The sequence below is a fragment of the Sphingobacterium pedocola genome (assembly GCF_015209965.1).
GTDB lineage: Bacteria > Bacteroidota > Bacteroidia > Sphingobacteriales > Sphingobacteriaceae > Sphingobacterium > Sphingobacterium pedocola.
Map to the genome: position 1 here is coordinate 101,461 of NZ_MU158691.1, position 22,003 is coordinate 123,463.

9 protein-coding genes and 1 other RNA gene are annotated in these 22,003 nt (G+C 42.8%); 7 read left to right on the forward strand and 3 right to left on the reverse strand.

The window, feature by feature from the left end; translation table 11 throughout:
• Positions 1 to 316 precede the first annotated feature (316 nt).
• The 5 genes from C4F40_RS16410 to C4F40_RS16430 all read left to right on the forward strand — a co-directional run bounded on the left by C4F40_RS16410 (position 317) and on the right by C4F40_RS16430 (position 18,278).
• Positions 317 to 13,543 carry an Ig-like domain-containing protein gene (locus C4F40_RS16410; protein WP_196940511.1) on the forward strand — a complete coding sequence of 4,409 codons (13,227 nt, stop codon included), beginning with the start codon at positions 317 to 319 and terminating at the stop codon, positions 13,541 to 13,543.
• A gap of 29 nt (positions 13,544 to 13,572) precedes the next feature.
• A complete protein-coding gene (locus C4F40_RS16415) occupies positions 13,573 to 14,586 on the forward strand; it encodes a PorP/SprF family type IX secretion system membrane protein (RefSeq protein WP_196940512.1) in 1,014 nt (337 codons plus the stop codon).
• Positions 14,587 to 14,604: 18 nt separating this feature from the next.
• Positions 14,605 to 16,569 (forward strand): OmpA family protein, encoded by a 1,965-nt coding sequence (locus C4F40_RS16420; protein ID WP_196940513.1) that lies wholly within the window; start codon positions 14,605 to 14,607, stop codon positions 16,567 to 16,569.
• Between the two features lie 150 nt (positions 16,570 to 16,719).
• Positions 16,720 to 17,439 carry a ferritin-like domain-containing protein gene (locus C4F40_RS16425; RefSeq protein WP_196940514.1) on the forward strand — a complete coding sequence of 240 codons (720 nt, stop codon included), beginning with the start codon at positions 16,720 to 16,722 and terminating at the stop codon, positions 17,437 to 17,439.
• A gap of 11 nt (positions 17,440 to 17,450) precedes the next feature.
• Positions 17,451 to 18,278 (forward strand): ferritin-like domain-containing protein, encoded by an 828-nt coding sequence (locus C4F40_RS16430; protein WP_196940515.1) that lies wholly within the window; start codon positions 17,451 to 17,453, stop codon positions 18,276 to 18,278.
• Between the two features lie 62 nt (positions 18,279 to 18,340).
• Here the strand turns inward: C4F40_RS16430 and C4F40_RS16435 are convergent, their stop codons facing one another.
• Complete coding sequence (locus tag C4F40_RS16435; protein WP_231390099.1) at positions 18,341 to 19,159, reverse strand: anti-sigma factor; 819 nt, start codon at positions 19,157 to 19,159, stop codon at positions 18,341 to 18,343.
• Between the two features lie 2 nt (positions 19,160 to 19,161).
• Positions 19,162 to 19,719: an RNA polymerase sigma factor gene (locus C4F40_RS16440; RefSeq protein ID WP_196940516.1), complete on the reverse strand. Its 558-nt coding sequence runs from the start codon at positions 19,717 to 19,719 to the stop codon at positions 19,162 to 19,164.
• A gap of 108 nt (positions 19,720 to 19,827) precedes the next feature.
• Here C4F40_RS16440 and rnpB point away from each other — a divergent pair.
• An RNA gene (rnpB, locus tag C4F40_RS16445) (RNase P RNA component class A) lies at positions 19,828 to 20,217 on the forward strand.
• Positions 20,218 to 20,274: 57 nt separating this feature from the next.
• Positions 20,275 to 21,654 (forward strand): sigma-54-dependent transcriptional regulator, encoded by a 1,380-nt coding sequence (locus C4F40_RS16450; RefSeq protein WP_196940517.1) that lies wholly within the window; start codon positions 20,275 to 20,277, stop codon positions 21,652 to 21,654.
• Positions 21,655 to 21,690: 36 nt separating this feature from the next.
• On the opposite strand, the gene C4F40_RS16455 is transcribed toward C4F40_RS16450, so the two are convergent.
• Positions 21,691 to 21,867 carry an LPXTG cell wall anchor domain-containing protein gene (locus C4F40_RS16455; RefSeq protein ID WP_196940518.1) on the reverse strand — a complete coding sequence of 59 codons (177 nt, stop codon included), beginning with the start codon at positions 21,865 to 21,867 and terminating at the stop codon, positions 21,691 to 21,693.
• Positions 21,868 to 22,003: the final 136 nt, after the last annotated feature.

Genomic DNA, 22,003 nt, shown 5'->3' on the forward strand with positions numbered 1-22,003 from the left:
AAATATATTTAATCGATTTTTTATTATATATCAGTAAGCAATCGATTGTATTTCTTTTAAAGATATTTTAAGTGTTAAATAGTGTTAAATTTAAAATTTATTTAATCACTGATATTGTATTTTATCTTCTAAGTTTCATGAATTTCTAATATTATATTCCTATTAATTTTTATAAAAAAATTTTTTTATTACATTATTTCTTCGTTAGATTTGTAATGAGTCAGGGCTATCCCTGACCATGTTATGAAAAACATACTATTAATCTCAGTGTCCAAGCTATTTGGTATCTGATATTAACTTATACTACTTACTATCTATGAAAAACATTAACACTGTGGACCTTCAACCGGGGACGCTGTCCCCGGTTCGGTATGTTCTATTGTTTATCTTGCTGATTTTGGGGATCACAAGTTACGGACAGACGAAAGAGTATGCTACTGTCACTCCAAGTAGTGGAGCTATAGCTGTTGGACTTCTTGGAACCGGTAGCTCGGGGGTTGATAATGCTGGAAATGCGGCGAACAGTTCTGAGGCTAACTTTGCTACAATCACGTCAACGAGAATTGTGGCAGGACTGCTTGGGTCAGGAGATGGCTGGCTACAGTTGAAGTTTGAAAATAATTTACAGCCGAATGACTGGGTTTATATCCGGTATTCGGGAATTAATCAGACTGGTTTAACATTGGGATTGGGCTCCTTACTTGGGGCTCCTTCTAATTTTATACAGGCCACACTGTATAAAAATGCAACTGCAAACGCAGGGAGTTCTGGACATGGGACTGCTTTAGGGGGCAGTACCAATGTTAAATTTGTTACAGGTAATGACGGACTTACCTATATCGCTGTTCAATCACCCGGTAATGCGGAAGCTTTTAATTCGGTTAGAATTAGATTGACGTTTGGATCTGACGTAAATGTAGCAGCTGCCAGGACAATAGATATTCATTATGCTTATGCATTATCGAATATACCGGACTGTGCGCCAGTGGCATTTGCAGGAGATGGAGAAGCAAGCGGCGTAGGTTTGAACTTGGGGAGTTTGTTGGGGGCAAGCAATCGCATTGTGGAAAACCCATCTTACGTAATTGACAACAATACATCAAATTATTCCGTTTTAAAATCCAGTTTATTATCTGTTGCTGGAACGTTCTCCCAGAGTTTTTATTTCCCGTCTTCATCAGAGGCAAATTCGGTTCTAAAAGTACGGTTGCAATTGAGCTCGGCCATAGCCAATGTTAGTTTGCTGGGGGGCTATTATATCCGCGCTTATAATGGAACGAATCCGACGCCTGTTTTAAACCAGCAAATTCAAGGCGGTCTAATCAATGGATTGGATTTGTTGGGTGCACTGAATTCGGGCGGTATCCTAACGGTTCCGCTGAATGTGGGCCAACCGTTTGATCGGGTAGAGGTTGTATTGGAGAATACACTAGGTGTTAGCATAGGTGCAGATTTGCGTATTTACGGCGTAACGCGTTCAAGTGGACCTTGTCCTGAACCACCTCCGACAGCAAATCCGCTTTTCGATCCGATGTGCGCGAATACAACGGTTGTTTCTTCGTTAAATGCGGATGATCCACAGTTTGCAACCGACGATAATTTTGATAGTTATGCTACGATACGCTCTGACGCCGGAATCCTTGTTGGTTTAGGAAGTAGAGCTGGTCATCTGGAAGTGAATTTTCCATCTGAAGTTCCTGCAGGTAAAACAACCTATATCCGTATTGATTATGATGAGGATGTACTGAATTCATTATTAGCAGGTAGTCTTGGTGATGTTGTAGGTGGGTTGGTAAATGGTTTGGTACTGGGAAATCATTTCTTCGAGGTACAATTGAAGAATGGTGCTGCTGAAAATCTAAATACCTCAAGTGCGAATCTCTTTTCATCGTCAAATGGTCAGGTAAAAATTGTACAGGACAAAGCTGGAAGATTCTATATTGCGGTCAAAGCAGACCAGCCGTTTACGAATATCAGATTAACGGATCGTACAACGTCCGTTGTTGGCTTGTTATCTGCTGATAAATACTTAAATGTCTACAACGTATGTTACGATGCAAGTGATGAAATATGTGATCCTGCATTTTCTACTTCTTATGAAGGAAGTGGTATTACATTAGGGGTATTGCAACTGGGCAAAACTGGGGTGGTAAATCCTGAACGGGCGATTGACGATGATGAAAATACATTTTCGGAGATCAATCTGGGCCTTCTGAGTGTTGCGGGATCGATGTCGCAATACATCCACTTTAATTCCTTAAGTGATGCCCAATCGGTTTTCAAAATAAAATTGGCGGTCAAAGCAAGTCAAACGCTAAATGTTGACTTACTTGGCGCCTACGAAATAATTGCCTATAATGGTAATACAGAAGTTTACCACAGATCTTTAGGCGGTGGACTATTAAATGGTACGAATGTACTGGGACTGCTGGAAACAGGTAATCCGGGTATATTAACCTTCGCTCCCGGAAAAGCATTCGATCGTATTGAAATACGTGTCAATTCGCTACTAAACGTAAGCGCTTTCGAATCTGTAGTTGAGGTTTACGACGTGAAACGTTTTGGCCCTACAGGTTCTGGATGTGAAGACCCGGATTTTGTATTGCCAACTGCGACGCCTACACCTTTTGAAATTCCATCTTGTGAGGCTACCGTCGTAGCATGGGAACATGCCGATTACGCTTATCTTGCTGCAGATGGTAACAATGAATCATTTGCTACCTTAACGGCAAGTAGTGGTACATTGCTAGGTATGGGAGCATATAGCGGTTTCTTAGAATATGAGTTCCCAACCGTTATTCCTGCGAATAAAACAACTTATGTACGTATTGACATGGAGGATAATTTATTGCCTCGCTTGTTGAGCGGTACATTAGGAAATTTGGTGAATACGGTAGGAGGCCTACTATTGGGTGACCATTATTTTTCGATTGAAGCAAAAACGGCACAGACGGGTGGTACTACCGTATTAGCGGGATCTAGCCAAGCAGCCTTTGTGGATGTAACGGGCGGTGATCTTCGTATCGTACAGGATAATATAGGTAGATACTATATTGCGATCACACCGAATGCGGATTACAAAAACATCCGTATTACGGAACACTTCCCTTCTCTAGTTGGCTTGACGCAAGATGTAGCTTCGATGAAGATCTTTGAAGCGTGTATGGAGATCGGTACAGACAACTGTCTGCCAGGTCAATTTACGTCGTTTGACCAATCTGGACTTTCACTCGGTTTATTGAATGGTGCGGGTGTTCAGAATGCAGATCATGCAATCAGTCTTAACTCTTCCGATTATTCTGAAATCAGTACGGGTACGGTGGCAGTAGCGGCGCAAGTATCTCAACGTATTTACTTCAACAAGCTTTCTGCAGCTGGTGATACGCTGAACGTACGTTTGCAACTAGATCCGTCGAGCTTGGCTACGGTAGATTTATTAGGAAGCTATAGCATTGTAACATACAATGGAAGTGTAATAGGGGAAACGTTTACGTTGCAAGACGGGCTGATTAATAACCTAAACTTGTTGGATCTATTCAGTTCTGGCGGAGTTCAGACATTGACATTTCAGACAAATACACCATATGATCGTGTGGATGTGGTAGCGGGATCTTTGCTGAATGTTGCAGTGACACCTTCTATCCGTTTATATGAAGTAAAACGAATCGGTGCCGGTTGTCCAACAACGACAACACCATCGCCATTCGAGAATCCGGTCTGTGTAACAACAATTAGGGCTTCTTCTAACGCAGATAATATCGCTAATCTTTTCGATGATGATTTTGATTCGTATGCGACGTTGAACTCTGGTTCTAATTCTTTACTGGGACAATTATTAGGTGGACAACCGAATAATTACACTGGATTTGTAGAATTGGGATTTGATACGCCGGTAGATGCGAACAAAACGGCCTATGTACGCATTGACTTCGAACCTACATTATTGAATAAATTGTTGGGAGGAAGTCTTGGTGGTGCCGTGGCTGATTTAGTAGATGGTTTGCTATTAGGTAATCATTATTTTAACATCCAGGCGAAAGATGGAAATGCGATTGTATTGCAAGGTGGTAGTAATAATAATTTTGGTGGTAACAACGATCGTATCCGTATCGTACAAGATAAATTAGGCCGTTATTATATCGCCATAACACCGACAGCACAATTCGATGCGATTCGGATTACAAATGGAACAAATACGGCTTTACCGTTGACCGCGCAAGGTAACTCCATGAATGTCTACGGTGCCTGTGTGGATAATCCTTTAACAGATTGTCAACCGGTATTCACGACTTCCTACGATGCGAGTGGTTTAAATCTTACTGCAGCTGGACTGGCTGGCTCAGGCGCAGGTGTAGATAATGCAGATCATGCTATTAACGACAATACAACAGATTATTCAGAAATCAGCTTAGGAACTTTGGCTGTTGGACAATCGGTTAGACAATATTTTGATTTCCGTAAGAGCGCCTTACCAAGTGAAGTCGTAAACCTGACTTTACGGTACGGTTCAGGTGCTTTGGATGCAAACCTTATCGGTGGCTTGGAAATCATTGCATACAATGGCGCTACTCCAGTAGCAACCTTAGATGTACAAAGCCAATTGATTAATGGTTTAAATGTACTTGGTATTCTTAATAACGGTACGACAGGTGTAATTCCTTTCGCTCCTGGCGTGGAATATGATAAAATAAGCATAGGCTTAAAAGGCGTATTGAATGTGAGTGTATTACCTGCACTTCGCGTGTTTGCTGTTGAGAAAGATTGTAATACGCCACTGTTTGACGCATGGAAATCTTACAAAGAAACAACCAGCGGAACTGCGGTAGCAGATGTTAAAGGCGGTGAGGAAATTGAATACACCATCCATATTGCGAATACAGGTGCGGTAGCATTAACAAACTACCGTGTGGTAGATACCATTCCGGAATATACAACGTATGTTGCGGGTTCAGGTGGTGTGTTAGTCGCAGACAGTGTAGTTTTTGAGAATGTAACAATTGCAGTGGGTGACACAGCAAGAGTATCCTTTAAAGTTACCGTCAATGCGGACTTAACAGGCGCGACAAGCATCAGTAATGTAGCGTTTGTAAAAGAAAATGAAAATGACCCGGGTACAGGTACGGTACCTCCGGCTGATCCGACTGACCCTACAGCAGGGCCGGATGAGAATGTTCCTCCAGGTACCCCAACAGATATTCCAGTGGATCCGATTTCTACAGTCTCTACTTGGAAAGGATTTGGTATCGCTAACGGTACGAGCACAACGTCAGTTAGTGGTGGTGAAACGGTAACGTATACCATATATATAAAGAATACAGGTAACCAAGCTTTAACAGGTGTATCGATTTCGGATGCCTTACCTATTGGAACAACCTATGTGTCCGGTGGTACGTTAAATGGTACATCTGTTGATTTCGCTGGAATTGACATTCCAGTAGGAGGTACTGAGTCTAGAAGTTTTGAGGTCTTGGTTAAAGATAATTTGACCGGTGTGACACAAATCAGTAACGTCGCTGTGGTAATAGCTGTGGGAACATCGACTTCGACGGCACCGGCTGATCCAACTGATCCAACGGCTGGTCCTGCACCGGGAACGAATCCAGGTGATCCTACGTTGATTCCGGTTAATCCGACGGATAATGTTGTCGCTTGGAAAGGATACAGTATCGCAAACGGTACATCTACTACCACGGTAAGTGGCGGGGAAGATGTAACGTACACGATTTATATTAAAAATGAAAGTAATCAGGATTTAACGGGATTATCGGTATCCGACGCTATCCCTGCAGGTACGACCTATGTTTCAGGTGGTACGTTAAACGGTAATACAGTTGAGTTTACGGATATCGACGTGGCCTTTGGACAAACTGTATTGGTGAGTTTCGTGGTCAAAGTGGATGTGGACTTAACTAGTATCGATGCAATTAGTAATGTTGCACTTATTAAAACAGATCCATCGGATCCAGGTACACCTACCGTACCTCCTGCTGATCCAACGGATCCAGTGGCTGGCCCAGATCCAGTTGCAACTCCGGGTGATCCTACCGATATTCCGGTAACTGCAAATCATTCGATTGACTTGAGCTTAGCAGGTGTGAGTAATGGTACGAACTCCGGGCAGGCGCAAGCGAATGATGTAATAACTTATACAGTTACTATTACAAATACAGGAAATAAAGATTTAACAAACGTTCAGCTTGTTGACGCTATTCCGGCTAATACGACATTGCTTGATGCGGGTGACTTTACCCAGAATGGTGCGAATGTGGAGTTAACCATTCCGACATTGGCTGTGGGTGAAACACAAACCTTTACGTTTACAGTGACGGTAGATGCAATTGATCCGAATCTTGTTACGTCTATTGATAATAGTGTAACGGCTAGTAATGCAGAGGTGAGTGAGACGGCAACACATACTATACTGACAAACTGTACTCCGGTTGTCGCTGCAAATTTAGATCTTACATCTTCAGTAAGTCAATTGTGTGCTGGGGAACCTGTTACGTTGAATGCAGCAATTGCAGGTGCACCAGGTGTGACAGCAAATATGATTAAGTGGTATAGCGCATATAACAGTGGTACAGGTGCGTTAAGTGGATACTTGGATGAAGGAACATCCCTTCTCTTAACTCCGACGCAAACAGGCGCCTTAACATACTACGCAGTTATTGAAGGAACAGGATTCTGTTTTAATAATCCTCCAGCTCAGGTGGTAGTGACGGTAAATGAATTACCTATCACGCCGACAATCAATGCGGATGTTTCTACAGTGTGCGAAGGTGAGTCTGTAACACTAACTGCTACAGCGGGTGCAGATGGTTACAAATGGTACAGAGGTGCTGATTTATTAACAGAAACCTCAAATACATTGACAATCGCTTCTGCTACTTTATCAGATGCAGGACAGTATACAGTAATCGCTGTTAATGTGGCTAATTGTGAAAGTGCAGTTTCTGCACCGGTAACTATTGGTGTTACGCCAAGAGCAACTGCGGCCGATGTCGCAGTGACAGGTAATGACCCGGTATGTGAAGGATCAGCGGTAACCTTAACGGCAAGTTCTACGCTGACGAATCCAATATTCTATTGGTACGACAATGCTTCTGCAACAACACCTGCATTTACGGGACCTAGCTTGAATTTGGTGCCAAACGCAACGTTAACCTATTATGTTGCTGTATCGGGAGACGGTGTTTGTGAGAATGCAATTGCGGATCGCGTTCCGGTAACCGTTACAGTTAATCCTGCTCCGGTAATTGTGTTTAATGAAGCTTCTTCTTATGCGATAGAAATAAATGAAAGTGTTGCTGTGCCGACATACGATACCGAGGCAGGCGTTACTTATCAGTGGAAAGATCAATCAGGAGCGGACTTTAACGGTACGACCTTCGGACCATTTGCTTCTCCGGGTACGCATGTCTATACTTTGATCGCAACAAATACACTTTCGGGCTGTCAAACAGCTGCGAATGTAACCATCCGTGTATTCAATCCGGGTGAATGTCCTCCAGTGTATACGAGGGTATACGGAAATGATGCATCGCAATATGATGTAACTAAGTTGTTATTCATAAATCTGGGAGAAGTCGATAATCCAACCCAAGCAGCAGATCAAAATGTGGCAACATTCAGTACACTGACTGAGGTGGCTAATGTAGCTGGACTTTTGGGACAAACTTACCAGAACATCAAATGGACAGGTAGTCCGATTGCTGCTGGTACGCCTGTAACCGTGAAATTAGGCAAGACCTTGACTGTTGCACAGCTTGCCGGTGGTATCCGTGTTCAGCCAATCAATGCTGCAGGAAATCCAGTTGGTGTATCGCATCTTGTGGATGGAGACTTAGTCAACATCGTTGCTGGTGAGAATATTTTTGATTTCACCTTCGTTCCAACAAATGCAAGTGGACAGCAAGTACCTTATAGCGGAGTGAAAGTTTACTTATCTGCTTTAGCTACTGTAGCGCAGTCTGTAAATCTATACGAAGCATATTACCATACTCCAGGTACGCCAGATTGTGACGATCCGAATGGTGTGGTTGATGTGTTAAGTGGTCTCGAGCGTCCAATCGGAGGTGTAGGTGCATTGAATGGTTTAGTCAATGTTATCGATGCTGCGAATGCAGTAGATGGTAATGATGGAACTTTTGCAGTGCTCAATAATGCGGTTGGTGTTAACGCCTATACCCGATTAGAGGTATTATACAGTACACCTGCACTTGCTGGCGATACGTTGAGTATCAGAGTTGGAAAACCATCGTCACTATTAACAGTAGGTTTGTTGGAGTCCTTTACGATCCAACCTTACCTAGGCAATACAGCGGTAGGTGCACCAATCCATAACGATGGAACGCTATTGAAGATCACGCTTCTTGCCGGAAACGAGCAAGCTGATGTGAAATTCATCGCTAACGCGCCATTTGATCGCGTGAAGATTCTATACGGTGGTGTAGCTTCTGTACTGGATCAATTGCAGGTACATGAAATTACACGCACGATTCCAGCGGTAGTCGCAGGGCCGAATGGCGATAATAAATTTGAAATTTGTCCGGGTGGTGACATTACGATCCCAGTTCCAGACAATTGTACAACATATATAATTTACGACGCTCCGACGGGTGGTAATGTAGTAAATGTTACCGAGCTACTAGAGGGAACGCATACATTATATGTACAAACAGTACGTTTCGGTACATGTGAAACTGGTGAGAGAACTCCAATCGATGTTATCGTAAACGAACTACCTGCAATCTCCTCTCAACCGCAAAGTGTAACGGTTGATGCGGGTACGACAGCGACATTTACAGTAGCATTAAGTAATGCAGCACTGCCTGTTACTTACCAATGGCAAACATCTATAGACGGTGGTGCAACTTGGTTAGATGTAGCCGGCGCTACAACTGCTTCATTAGATGTTGTAGTTCCTGCGACTCAAACGGAAGGCGTTTTTGGAAGTTACCGGGTACTAGTTACTTCTGATGCGGGATGTATAGTGGAATCAGCCCCTGCTGTTCTTAACGTTGTTAAGGACTACGGTTTCGACGACGATGCAATTACTAAAGTAGGCGATGCACCTACAGCTACAGCTGGAACATCTTACAGTTATACGGTTACTGTTGAGAACAAAGGGCCTTCTGTAATTCAGGCTGGCACTGCACTTTTCTTACAGGATGTTGTTTCGTCCGGACAAACTGTTACTGGCATTACCTCAACAGGTGGTACATTGGGGGTAATCGGCACGGCTGGAGAGTTCACCTTTACGCCTACGGCTGCTATAGCTGTTAATGGCACGTTCAGCTTGACGGTTACTGTTGATGTTGATGCAGCAATCACAGCTGACATTATCAATAATACAATTAAGATTTGGAGCACAGATCCAGCGGGTGACTATACTACACCAGAGGGAACAGCAATGTCTCCAGATATTCCAGTGGAGCGCGACTACGGATGGGGTGATCCTGATGCAGTTGAGAAAACTGGCGATGCAGCTACAGCAACTGCTGGTGAAGCATACAGCTATACGGTTACGTTGACTAATAAAGGTACGTCTACGATCCTTCCAGCAACTACGTTGTATCTACAGGATGCAGTGAGTGCCGGACAGGTGATCAGCGGTATCACTTCGAGCAACGGTACAGTAGGTACTGTAGCAGCAGACGGTTCGTTCACGCTTGACGTGGCGACAGCAGTTGCACCAGAGTCTACGATTACCCTGACGGTTACTGTCGATGTTGATGCGGCAATTACTGCTGATATTATCAATAATACAATTAAGATTTGGAGCACAGATCCAGCGGGTGACTATACTACACCAGAGGGTACGGCTACTACGCCTGATATCCCAGTGGAGCGTGACTACGGTTTCGACGACGATGCAGTTGCTAAAGTAGGCGATGCACCTACAGCTACAGCTGGAACATCTTACAGTTATACGGTTACTGTTGAGAACAAAGGGCCTTCTGTAATTCAGGCTGGCACTGCACTTTTCTTACAGGATGTTGTTTCGTCCGGACAAACTGTTACGGGCATTACCTCAACAGGTGGTACATTGGGTGCAATCGGCACAGCTGGAGAGTTCACCTTTACGCCTACGGCTGCTATAGCTGTTAATGGCACGTTCAGCTTGACGGTTACTGTCGATGTTGATGCGGCAATCACAGCTGATATTATCAATAATACAATTAAGATTTGGAGCACAGATCCAGCGGGTGACTATACTACACCAGAGGGAACAGCAGTGACTCCAGATATTCCAGTGGAGCGCGACTACGGATGGGGTGATCCTGATGCAGTTGAGAAAACTGGCGATGCAGCTACAGCAACTGCTGGTGAAGCATACAGCTATACGGTTACGTTGACGAATAAAGGTACGTCTACGATCCTTCCAGCAACTACGTTGTATCTACAGGATGCAGTGAGTGCCGGACAGGTGATCAGCGGTATCACTTCGAGCAACGGTACAGTAGGTACTGTAGCAGCAGACGGTTCGTTCACGCTTGACGTGGCGACAGCAGTTGCACCAGAGTCTACAATTACCCTGACGGTTACTGTTGATGTTGATGCGGCAATCACAGCTGACATTATCAATAATACCATCAATATCTGGAGCGAAGATCCAGCGGGTGACTATACGACTCCTGAGGGTACGGCTACTACACCTGATATTGATGTAAATAGAGTATCTAATTTTAGCGTTTCGAAAACAACGACTGCTACTGTCGCTATTGCTGGAGAGAGTGTTGACTTTAAAGTAGTACTGACCAATAATGGTCCGTCTACTGCGAAAACAGGACATAAAGTGATCATCACTGAAAAACCTGATGGATTGATTATCGCAGGTGGCGACATCACGGTAACAAGTGGAAATGCTACATTCGACGGTGTATACGATGCAGCTACGGGTGTGTTCACGATCGAAGTGAGCAACGAGGTTAATGTAGGTGGTACGATCGAACTGAATGTTACAGGTCATGTTCCTGCGAATGCTACGGGTACGGTTAAGAACGGTATCGAAGTGGATGGCGATGATGACGAGACGCCGCCGATCCCGGTAGAAGATAAGGTAGCCTTTGGTGTTGTTAAGACAACGACTGCTACTGTCGCTATTGCTGGAGAGAGCGTTGATTTCAAAGTGGTACTGACCAACAACGGTCCGTCTACTGCGAAAACAGGACATAAAGTGATCATCACTGAAAAGCCTGATGGATTGATTATCGCAGGTGGCGACATCACGGTAACAAGCGGAAATGCTACATTCGACGGTGTATACGATGCAGCTACGGGTGTGTTCACGATCGAAGTGAGCAACGAGGTTAATGTAGGCGGTACGATCGAACTGAATGTTACAGGTCATGTCCCTGCGAATGCTACGGGTACGGTTAAGAACGGTATCGAAGTGGATGGCGATGATGACGAGACGCCGCCGATCCCGGTAGAAGATAAGGTAGCCTTTGGTGTTGTTAAAACAACGACTGCTACTGTCGCTATTGCTGGAGAGAGCGTTGATTTCAAAGTGGTACTGACCAACAACGGTCCGTCTACTGCGAAAACAGGACATAAAGTGATCATCACTGAAAAGCCTGATGGATTGATTATCGCAGGTGGCGACATCACGGTAACAAGCGGCAACGCGACGTTCGACGGTGTGTACGATGCAGCTACGGGTGTGTTCACGATCGAAGTGAGCAACGAGGTTAATGTAGGTGGTACGATCGAACTGAATGTTACAGGTCATGTCCCTGCGAATGCTACGGGTACGGTTAAGAACGGTATCGAAGTGGATGGCGATGATGACGAGACGCCGCCGATCCCGGTAGAAGATAAGGTAGCCTTTGGTGTTGTTAAAACAACGACTGCTACTGTCGCTATTGCTGGAGAGAGCGTTGATTTCAAAGTGGTACTGACCAACAACGGTCCGTCTACTGCGAAAACAGGACATAAAGTGATCATCACTGAAAAACCTGATGGATTGATTATCGCAGGTGGCGACATCACGGTAACAAGCGGAAATGCTACATTCGACGGTGTATACGATGCAGCTACGGGTGTGTTCACGATCGAAGTGAGCAACGAGGTTAATGTAGGCGGTACGATCGAACTGAATATTACAGGTCATGTCCCTGCGAATGCTACGGGTACGGTTAAGAACGGTATCGAAGTGGATGGCGATGATGACGAGACGCCACCGATCCCGGTAGACAATGAGTCGAACTTAAGTATTACGAAAGTAGCGGATCAAGCGCGTGTAACAGCGGGTACGAATACTACATTTACGGTGACAATCACTAATAATGGGCCTTCGGATATTGCAAGTGGAAAATTGATTAACTTGGGGGAAATACCAAGTGAAGGTCTTGCGATCACCGGATATGAAGTAACATCCGGAAACGGAGCGGCTGTGGGAACCGGTAATACGGCAACAGTCACGACGAATGCTAACGTTGCAGTGGGCGGAATGATTATCGTGAAAGTTACAGCTTTAGTAGAAGCGGATGCACCAGCAACAATTAGCAATGCAATCAAAGTATGGGGGCCAGATAAGCCAACAACAGAAGAACCGGATGATGAGGACGGAACTCCTGAGATTCCAGTAGATCGCGAATCTGCATTGAGCATTACGAAAGTGGCAGATGAAGCCGTAGTCAAAGCAGGAGAAAGTACAACATTTACGGTGACGATTACCAATAATGGTCCTTCGGATATTGCAAGTGGAAAAGTAATCAACTTGGGCGAAATGCCAAGCGCTGGACTTACGATCACTAAATACGAAGTGACTTCAGGAAATGGGGAAGCAGTTGGAACGGGTAATACAGCTACCGTGACTACAAGTGCCGTAGTTGCTGTGGGTGGTACGATTACGGTGACAGTGACGGCAGATGTGGATGAAGAAGCACCGGCGACAATCACAAATGGTATTAAAGTATGGGGGCCAGATAAGCCAACGACAGAAGATCCTGATGATGAGGACGAAACACCTGAGATTCCGGTTGAGTTCCCATTAATCGAAGCTGTAGATGATTTTGCTGAGGTGAAAGCAGGACACATGGTAGAGATACCGGTAACCGCCAATGACATTGTAACAGAGTGGGATATAGATCTGTCAACGGTAGAGATTGTTCAGGGACCTAGTAGAGGTAGCGTAGTAGTGTTACCAACAGGAGAAATCGAGTTCACTGCACCTTCTGATGGTAATTTGGATCCAGTAACATTCACGTATCGTGTAAAAGATGAAAAAGGAAGATACAGTAATGTGGCTACCGTAACGGTAACCATACTACCGAATCCGTTGGAAATTCCAAACGTGATTACACCAAATGGGGATGGATATAATGATCGCTTTGTCATCAAAGGATTAGAAGGATATGATAAAGTGTCGTTGAGTATTATCAACCGTTGGGGTAATGAAATCTATTTCAATGAAAATTACGACAATACGTGGGGTGGCCTAGGGCTTAATGACGGAACGTATTATTACGTGCTTCAATTGGTGAAAGATGGTAAGAAGGAATCGCATAAAGGTTGGGTGTTAATCAAAAGCAAATAATTAGACTATAGATCTTAAACGAATAATCCATGAACAGATTAGCTAAAAAATATATGTTGTTGTTGTCCATAACTCTTTTAGGAATAAAAGGGTATGGACAACAGAACATCCAATTTACCCAGTACATTTTTAATTCGATCAGTGTGAATCCGGCCTATGCAGGATACAAAGAGGAATGGTTTGGGCAAATGGGTTTGAGAAGTCAATGGACAGGTTGGGATGGTGCTCCCCAGACAGGGACAATTTCAATTGATGGGGTATTGGATCCTTACGAAAGAAGGCATGGAGTGGGGCTTCAGGTCACGGCTGACGGGTTGGGAGCGCAGACGGCTACGAGTATCTATGCAAACTATGCGTTGCGCTTGCAATTGGATAGGGCAGATGAACATCGTTTGAGCTTGGGTATTGCAGGAGGTGTAACGCAATATAGTCTTGATGGTAATAAATTGAGATTTACGGACGACGATGACCCAATTCTGCCTCCAGGAAAGATTGGGACTTGGCGTCCGGATATTCGCTTAGGTGCTTATTACAGTAACCCACGATGGTATGCAGGGGTGTCTGTGCAGGATTTATTTGCGGGAAGCGAAAGCGGTGAAGATTATCAGTTTAATCAAAATTCTTTAGAGAGTTTATATCGCAGTATCCACGGTTACTTTATTGCAGGAGCATTGTTTGAATTAGATAGGGGACTATTGCTTCGGCCTAGTATATTGGTGAAAGATGATTTTAAAGGACCAACTTCATTGGATGTGAATGCGATGTTTATTTTTAATGACAAATTTTGGATTGGTGCGGGATACCGGACGCGTTCCAGAATATTTAATAGAGATTACACGGATTATTCCGCGAATAAATTAAGTTCCTTAAACTCGGTAAGTGGAATTGCTCAATTCTATGTTTCCCCTAAATTCCGTATTGGATACTCTTATGATCACATGTTGAATCGGTTGAGTGGTCTGCAGAACGGTACACATGAGGTGACATTAGGAGTTACTTTCGGCCGTGTAGGTCGCCAGGTATTAAGTCCAAGATATTTTTAATCCGTTTTGAAAACAGCTATGAAACAATTACTATCAAGAACGTATAAGATAACGGTAGCTTTGCTTGCTATAGGACTTTGGGCGGGCGTAAGTCAATTCGGATATGCACAAGAGCAACCCAGTCGTCAACAAAGGGCCGCGCAATTCTACTATAATATGGAATATGCGAATGCAGCCAAGGCTTATGAGCTAATTGTCAATAAAGATAACCCAGAGGTAGAGCATATGGAGCGTCTCGCTTCTTCTTACCTATATATCAATCAATATGCGTTAGCCGAAAGCTGGTATGCGCGTATCGTACAAAATGAAAATGCTAATGAACAATCTTTCTTGGATTACGCGAGGGTTTTACAATTGCAGGGAAAATATAGCGAGGCAAAAGCGGCCTATGCGAATTATCAGTCTAAGTATGGTCATAAAGCGGAAATATCACGCGCCATTACAGGGACAGACTCTGCCTCATTTTGGATGGAAAACCCTTCTAAACATGTCATCGCGAACCAACAGGACATCAATACCTCATTAGCCGAATTTGGTTTGATACCGACTAGCGGCGGCGTATTGTATGCCGCCGAACCGAATAGCTTGGAGGCTGACAAAAGCGGTATGACTGGTCAACCTTATCTTAAAATCTATTCGGCGACCCGGAACGAAGACGGCTCTTTGAGCTATCCGAATGTAATGCCGGACGCGTTTAATGCATCGGAGTTTCACTTGGGGCCTGTGATTACGGATTCAGAAGAAGAAGTGCTGTATGTAACGCGTACCTATCCAGGAAAGAAGGTCGAAAAATACCGTGCTAATGGACAAAAATGGAGAAAACAAAACCTTGAACTTAAAATATACAGAAAGCAAGGGAATGATTGGATCGAAGAGGATTTTATTTATAACAATGTAAAAGAATACTCCGTAGGACATGCAGCTTTGAGTGCAGATGAAAATACACTTTACTTTGCGTCGGATATGCCGGGCGGAAAAGGTGGGGTAGATATCTGGTTTTGTGCCAAGCAAGCTGACGGTAGCTGGGGTACACCCGTGAATGCGGGAAATAATATCAATACGGATGGAGATGAATTATTCCCTTCGGTATTCGATAATATATTGTATTTTTCCAGTACAGGTCATGTGGGTATGGGCGGCCTAGATATTTTTCAGGCAAAGGGTCAAAAAGGTAATTTTGAAAAACCTCAAAATATGGGATATCCGGTCAACTCCCCGTCGGATGATTTTGCCTTTGTGGTCGTAGGAGATAATCTGGACGAAAACTTTGGTTACCTTTCGTCGAATCGCCAAGATGGTATTGGATCGGATGATATCTATTCGTTCCGTTATGCGAAACCAAAAATTACAGTTCGGTTGGAAGGTATAACAAGGGATAAGAAGACTGGAGAGCCGTTGTCGTTTACCACTATTAATTTATCAGACAAGGCAGGTAAATTGGTGACAACAGGTAGTAGCGATGATAAAGGGGTATTTGGGTTTGATATCGATAGAAATACAGCGTACCTTGTTTTGGCAAACAAAGCCGGCTATATGGAAGATAGTGTTTCTGTAGCCGGCGTGATACCACAACAAGATACGACCATACATGTGGTGTTAAATTTGCAACCTGTTAATAAAGTAGGTGAAAAATTTGTGCTTGAAAATATCTACTATGATTTCGATAAGCATAATATCCGCCCGGATGCAGCGTTAATTTTGGATAAGTTGGTGACCACCTTACGTAATAATCCAACACTTAGAATTGAACTTTCAAGTCATACGGATAGCCGCGGAAGTGATTCATACAATCTGAAGCTTTCGGATAGAAGAGCAAAATCGGCGGTGGATTATATCGTAAGTAAGGGAATTGCTGTCGATCGGTTGGTGGCGAAAGGATACGGTGAGACACGATTGGTTAATAAATGCTCGAATGGCGTGAAATGTACGGAACAGGAACATCAGCAAAATAGAAGAACAGAGGTAGAGGTATTAGCCTTTTAAAAAAAATATACGTTTGTAGTGAATGAGCCCGGATAATTTATCCGGGCTCATTTTTTTTTAAAAAAAATGAGAAAATAAATCCAACTGCTTCATCTTCTCGTATATGGTATTAAAAAGGTAATCGAACGATAACTAAAAACAAATTATACCATGAAAAGACAAGACACTAAAAATCCATCTATCGCTACCCAGGAAGGTGTAGCACTTGATGGTCGATTGAGAAGACGCGACTTCTTACGATTTGCCGGCGCAAGTGCAGCCGGAATTGCTGTTCTTGGAGTAAGTAGTTGTAAGAAGGATAATGACCCGATCGACATGGGTGGTAAAGATTATTATTTTGGAAGTGGCGATATTGCTATTCTCAATTATGCCTATGCGTTGGAGCAATTAGAAGCGGCATTTTATATTCAAGTTGCGAGTTCTTTCTATACAGGAATCACGGATTGGGAACGCATGCTTTTCACTGATCTTCGCGATCATGAAGTGGCTCATCGTGAATTTTTTAAGACTGCTCTAGGAAATAGCGCGATCAAAAATTTAGAATTTAATTTTTCTGCAGTGAACTTCTCTAGTAGAAATAGTGTTTTGGCAACGGCTAAAGCTTTTGAAGATCTTGGGGTGTCGGCCTACAATGGCGCTGGTTGGTTGATTAAAGATGAAAATTACCTCTTACTCGCAGGTAAGATCGTATCTGTTGAAGCAAGACATGCTGCTTTGGTACGTGATCTGATTGACAATGGAACATTTGCTAACGAGGAAGTAATCGATAGTAATGGATTGGATGTCTCTAAAAGCCCTACCCAGGTGTTGCAGATCGCTGCTCCATTTATCAAAACAAAAATTGATGTAAAAGATTTACCCACCTATTAATCCCTCATACGATGAATTTATTTAATGTTTTCGAAACAATAACGCAAGTTGATCCTGAATTCAACGAACGCGTGAGCCCACGTCGGGAAGCAATTCGCAATATGGCTTCCTTTGGTAAAAAAGTGACGTTGGCGGCTATGCCTTTTATGATAAGCGACTTATTCAAAAAAGCGTATGGGCAGACACCAACTGATGTGAATGGCGTGCTGAATTATGCACTTACGTTGGAATACCTGGAAGCCGAGTATTATACATTAGGTGCTGCAGCCTCTAATCTTGTACCTTCGGGTAGGCCTATGGGCGCGATCACAACGATCAGGGATCATGAGGTCGCACATGTTAATTTCTTGAAACAGGTTTTGGGAGATAAAGCAGTGTCTAAACCTACATTTGATTTTACGGCTGGGGGTACATTTGCAAATGTATTCAGCGACTATGATACGTTTTTAGCACTGGCACAGGCCTTTGAAGATACAGGAGTGCGAGCGTATAAAGGTCAAGCAGCGATCCTTAAAGGGAACAAGGTAGTGTTGACTGCGGCATTGCAGATTCACTCGGTAGAGGCGAGACATGCTTCACATATACGGCAGATGCGAAGGGCCCGAGGTGGGGCGGCAGCAAATCAAAAGCCATGGATTACGGGGGCAAATGATAGCGGAATAGGTGCGGTCGTAGATCCGATCTATGCAGGGGAAGATAATAAGGTGCAAGCGAGTGTAGATATTACGTCGTTAAATGGCGTAGGGGGGAAAGTTTCTGTTAATGCGGCAACCCAATCATTTGATGAACCATTAACTGCAGCAGCAGTACTAGATATTGCGCAACTGTTTATAAAATAAATTAGTCTAAGTAGTGGTACCGGAGGGTTTGTCTTAATTGGCGAACCCTCTTTTTCATGTGATTAGATATTTCCCATCACATAAAGTTGCGATAATGTAGGTGTCGGATTTCCACCTGCTTTTTCTAAGGTGATGGCAAAAGCCTCTGCTGTAGCAATTCGATGCATCGTATTTATTTCATCAAGATTATCCAGGGGCAAGACGCCGGCATCCACCGGTGTGCCATCTACAATAGCCCACAATTGATATTGCATACCTGCAGGGACAACGGGTAGGTTTTCCATGCTTAAATAGACATCTGTCGTATTCGTATTCCAGAATACATGCGCCTTAAGGTTTGGATGTTGTTCTACTCCAGCCAGCGTTATGGTTTTGATAGCAGGATCCTGAAGCAACTTCCATTTGTTTTGAAGCGATTGAAGTGCTAACAGATTCGTTTCATTTGTTGCTGCTAATTTACTAATCGTCTTATCGCGACGTTTATTCTCTTGTTGAAAATAAATAGTAGTACCTACACTTAATGCACACAACAGGGATGCAGCGATAGCTAAGTTCCGGAACGTAACAGAACGTACTGGAAGGGGTATATCTTCGATAGGCGGTTTACGCTCCTCCGAAAGAATCGAAGTAGCCCCTTTGGAAATAGCTAAACCGGGCTGCTGAGCGATTTTGCTCCAAATTAAATCTTTAACTTCTGTTGGAGGTGGTATAGCATGAACACTAGCAAAGTCTTCAAGCGTTTTTTGCGCTTCAAGGATAGCTTGCTCGACTTCAAGATTATTTTTGCGTACGCATTCCAAGATACTCACCTCTTCTTCAGTGGCGAGTCCCATGACATAAGCTTCAATAATGCCTGACGATATGTATTCTTTTATGTCCACTATTATTGGTATTCTTTTAATATTTTTTTTAATTCTAAGAGCGCTCCTCGGGTACGCGTCTTGACAGTCCCCAAAGGTATATCAAGTTTAACGGCGATTTCTTGTTGTGTATATCCTTCAAAATATGCCATCTCAATAAGTTGCTTCCAGTCTGTTTTTAACTCGTTAAGTACATTTTTGAATCCGATAAAATCTACATTCTCCGGAATAGTAAAGTTATGTTTTTCTTTATCATCTACGACATTTGGAAGAGATTGGTTTTTTTGCTCGTTCTGAACACCTTTTGATTTGATACAATCTATCGCGACATTCCGCGCTATATGAATCATCCAGGTATAAAGCCTCCCCTTGGTCGCATCAAAAGTGTCTACATGATTCCATATTTTGACAAATACATCCTGAATTACTTCATCTGCATAGGTTTTGCTGAGTACTATTCGTATGATGACGCCATAGAGTGCACCTGCATAGTTGTCATAAAGATAATTAAATGCCCTTTGATCCTTATTTTGCAATAAAGAGATCAGTGTTTTTTCCTCAAGATAGTGTATTGGGCTCAATCAATTCGTCTTAGATAACAAACCTAAATAAAATTGTTTTTATATCCAAGCCTAATTGTATATAAATCAGTTGTCTACTTTCAATTAAAAAACGTAATTTTGCAATTGAAGCAAACTGGTTCTATCGCTGTATCGTCTTAGACGGTAAAGAGGAAAGTCCGGGCAACGTAGAGCGACTCGCTTCCTAACGGGAAGGATTCTACTTCGGTGGAATACAGAAAGTGCCACAGAAAATATACCGTCTGCCAGCTTGGTGGATAAGGGTGAAAACGTGAGGTAAGAGCTCACGGTCTTGTATGGTGACATACATTACGGTAAACCTCGTGTGTTGAAAAACCAAATAGGTTACGAAATTCGAAGGCTGCTCGTCTTCTCCCGATTTGTCGGGATTCGTAATGGGTAGGTTGATGGAGCTTGTGCGCAAGTGCAAGCCTAGATAAATGATAGAAAACTGATTTATTTCGGTTACAGAACCCGGCTTACAAGGTTTGCTTCTTTTTTGTTTTTACACCTAATACGTGTTTATTTTAAAGCTTATTCTATATATAATCATATATGACTACCGTATTAATTATTGATGACGAAAGACCTATTAGAAGCTCATTACGAGATATTCTTGAATATGAAGAATATAAAGTTTTGGATGTGGATAATGGTATAGATGGATTAGAGATATTAAAGAAAGAGAAGATAGATCTGGTGTTATGTGATATCAAGATGAATAAAATGGACGGTATGGAAGTGCTGGTTGCAGCAAATGCCATTACTGATGTGCCATTCATTATGATCTCAGGTCATGGGACGATCGAAACAGCTGTAGAAGCTGCTCGGAAAGGAGCTTATGATTTTCTAGAAAAACCTCTTGATTTAAATAGGTTACTGATTACGGTACGTAATGCACTTGAAAGAGGCAATCTAGTCAAAGAAACGAAAGTTCTGAAACGTAAAGTTTCAAAAACGAAAGAGATACTTGGAAATTCGGATGGTATAGGACTGATTAAAGATACAATTGATAAAGTAGCTCCCACGGATGCACGTGTATTGATTACAGGAGAAAATGGATCGGGTAAGGAATTGGTAGCACGTTGGCTGCATGAGAAATCTAATCGTGTATCTTCTCCATTAGTCGAAGTAAACTGTGCGGCTATTCCTTCAGAGTTAATTGAATCTGAGTTGTTCGGTCATGAGAAAGGGTCTTTTACTTCGGCAGTAAAGCAGCGTATTGGGAAATTTGAACAGGCTAACGGAGGAACACTCTTCCTTGATGAGATAGGCGACATGAGCTTGTCTGCACAGGCAAAAGTATTACGCGCATTGCAGGAAAGCAAGATTACGCGTGTGGGGGGTGAAAAGGAAATTGACGTGAATGTACGCGTGATAGCAGCGACGAATAAAGATTTATTAAAAGAAATTGATAACGGTAATTTCCGAATGGACTTGTATCATCGCTTGAGTGTGATTCTTATACACGTACCTTCTCTAACCGAGCGTAAGCATGATATTCCACTGATTGCTTCGTCATTTTGTGAGGAGATATGTAATGATTACAATATTCCTACTAAAGAAATCACTGTGGATGCGATGAAAAGTTTACAGGCGTTGCCTTGGACGGGTAATATCCGTGAACTTCGTAATATGGTGGAACGTCTGATTATTTTAAGTGATCAGAAAATTACGGAAAAAGAGGTTTATACGTTTGCAAATCCATCTGCGACTAAACCGGTGTCAAATGCACATACGTCAACGGTAAACATGCAGTTGGATTTTGATAATTTTCGGTCTTTTCAAGAATTTAAAGACTATGCGGAGGAGCAGTACATTACACACAAACTCGATAAAAACGCCTGGAATGTGTCTAAAACAGCAGACGAAATAGGGATCCAGCGATCTCATCTGTACAGTAAAATGGAAAAATTTGATTTAAAAAGGGATTAGTATGGAGAAAGGGTCAGCAACCGCTGACCCTTTCTCTTAATCATTAAATTTTCTTTTCTGTCTATTATATAGAATAAAAATAATCACTAGCAACAACAATCCTCCAATAATTAAAAATCCGGTAGGAGAACTAGTTGATTCTACCTCCGTGGACTCTGCCCAAGCTGCATTCGCTAAAAGCGTAAGGAGTAACACACTTTTCCACTTACTCATAATTTTTCCTTTATTAATTTGTCAATCTTTAAACTTAGATAAATTTGCTTTAATATGCAATTATAATTGCGTTGAATATAAAGCAAATTTATTCATTAGTGTATAGCTCATAACGTATAAATGAGCGCTACGCAGC

What these genes read in the sequence shown, in the direction of transcription:
- C4F40_RS16455 (WP_196940518.1), bottom strand. Translation starts at nt 21,867, where the DNA reads ATGAGTAAGTGGAAAAGTGTGTTACTCCTTACGCTTTTAGCGAATGCA.
- C4F40_RS16415 (WP_196940512.1), top strand. Translation starts at nt 13,573, where the DNA reads ATGAACAGATTAGCTAAAAAATATATGTTGTTGTTGTCCATAACTCTT.
- C4F40_RS16420 (WP_196940513.1), top strand. Translation starts at nt 14,605, where the DNA reads ATGAAACAATTACTATCAAGAACGTATAAGATAACGGTAGCTTTGCTT.
- C4F40_RS16425 (WP_196940514.1), top strand. Translation starts at nt 16,720, where the DNA reads ATGAAAAGACAAGACACTAAAAATCCATCTATCGCTACCCAGGAAGGT.
- C4F40_RS16410 (WP_196940511.1), top strand. Translation starts at nt 317, where the DNA reads ATGAAAAACATTAACACTGTGGACCTTCAACCGGGGACGCTGTCCCCG.
- C4F40_RS16450 (WP_196940517.1), top strand. Translation starts at nt 20,275, where the DNA reads ATGACTACCGTATTAATTATTGATGACGAAAGACCTATTAGAAGCTCA.
- C4F40_RS16430 (WP_196940515.1), top strand. Translation starts at nt 17,451, where the DNA reads ATGAATTTATTTAATGTTTTCGAAACAATAACGCAAGTTGATCCTGAA.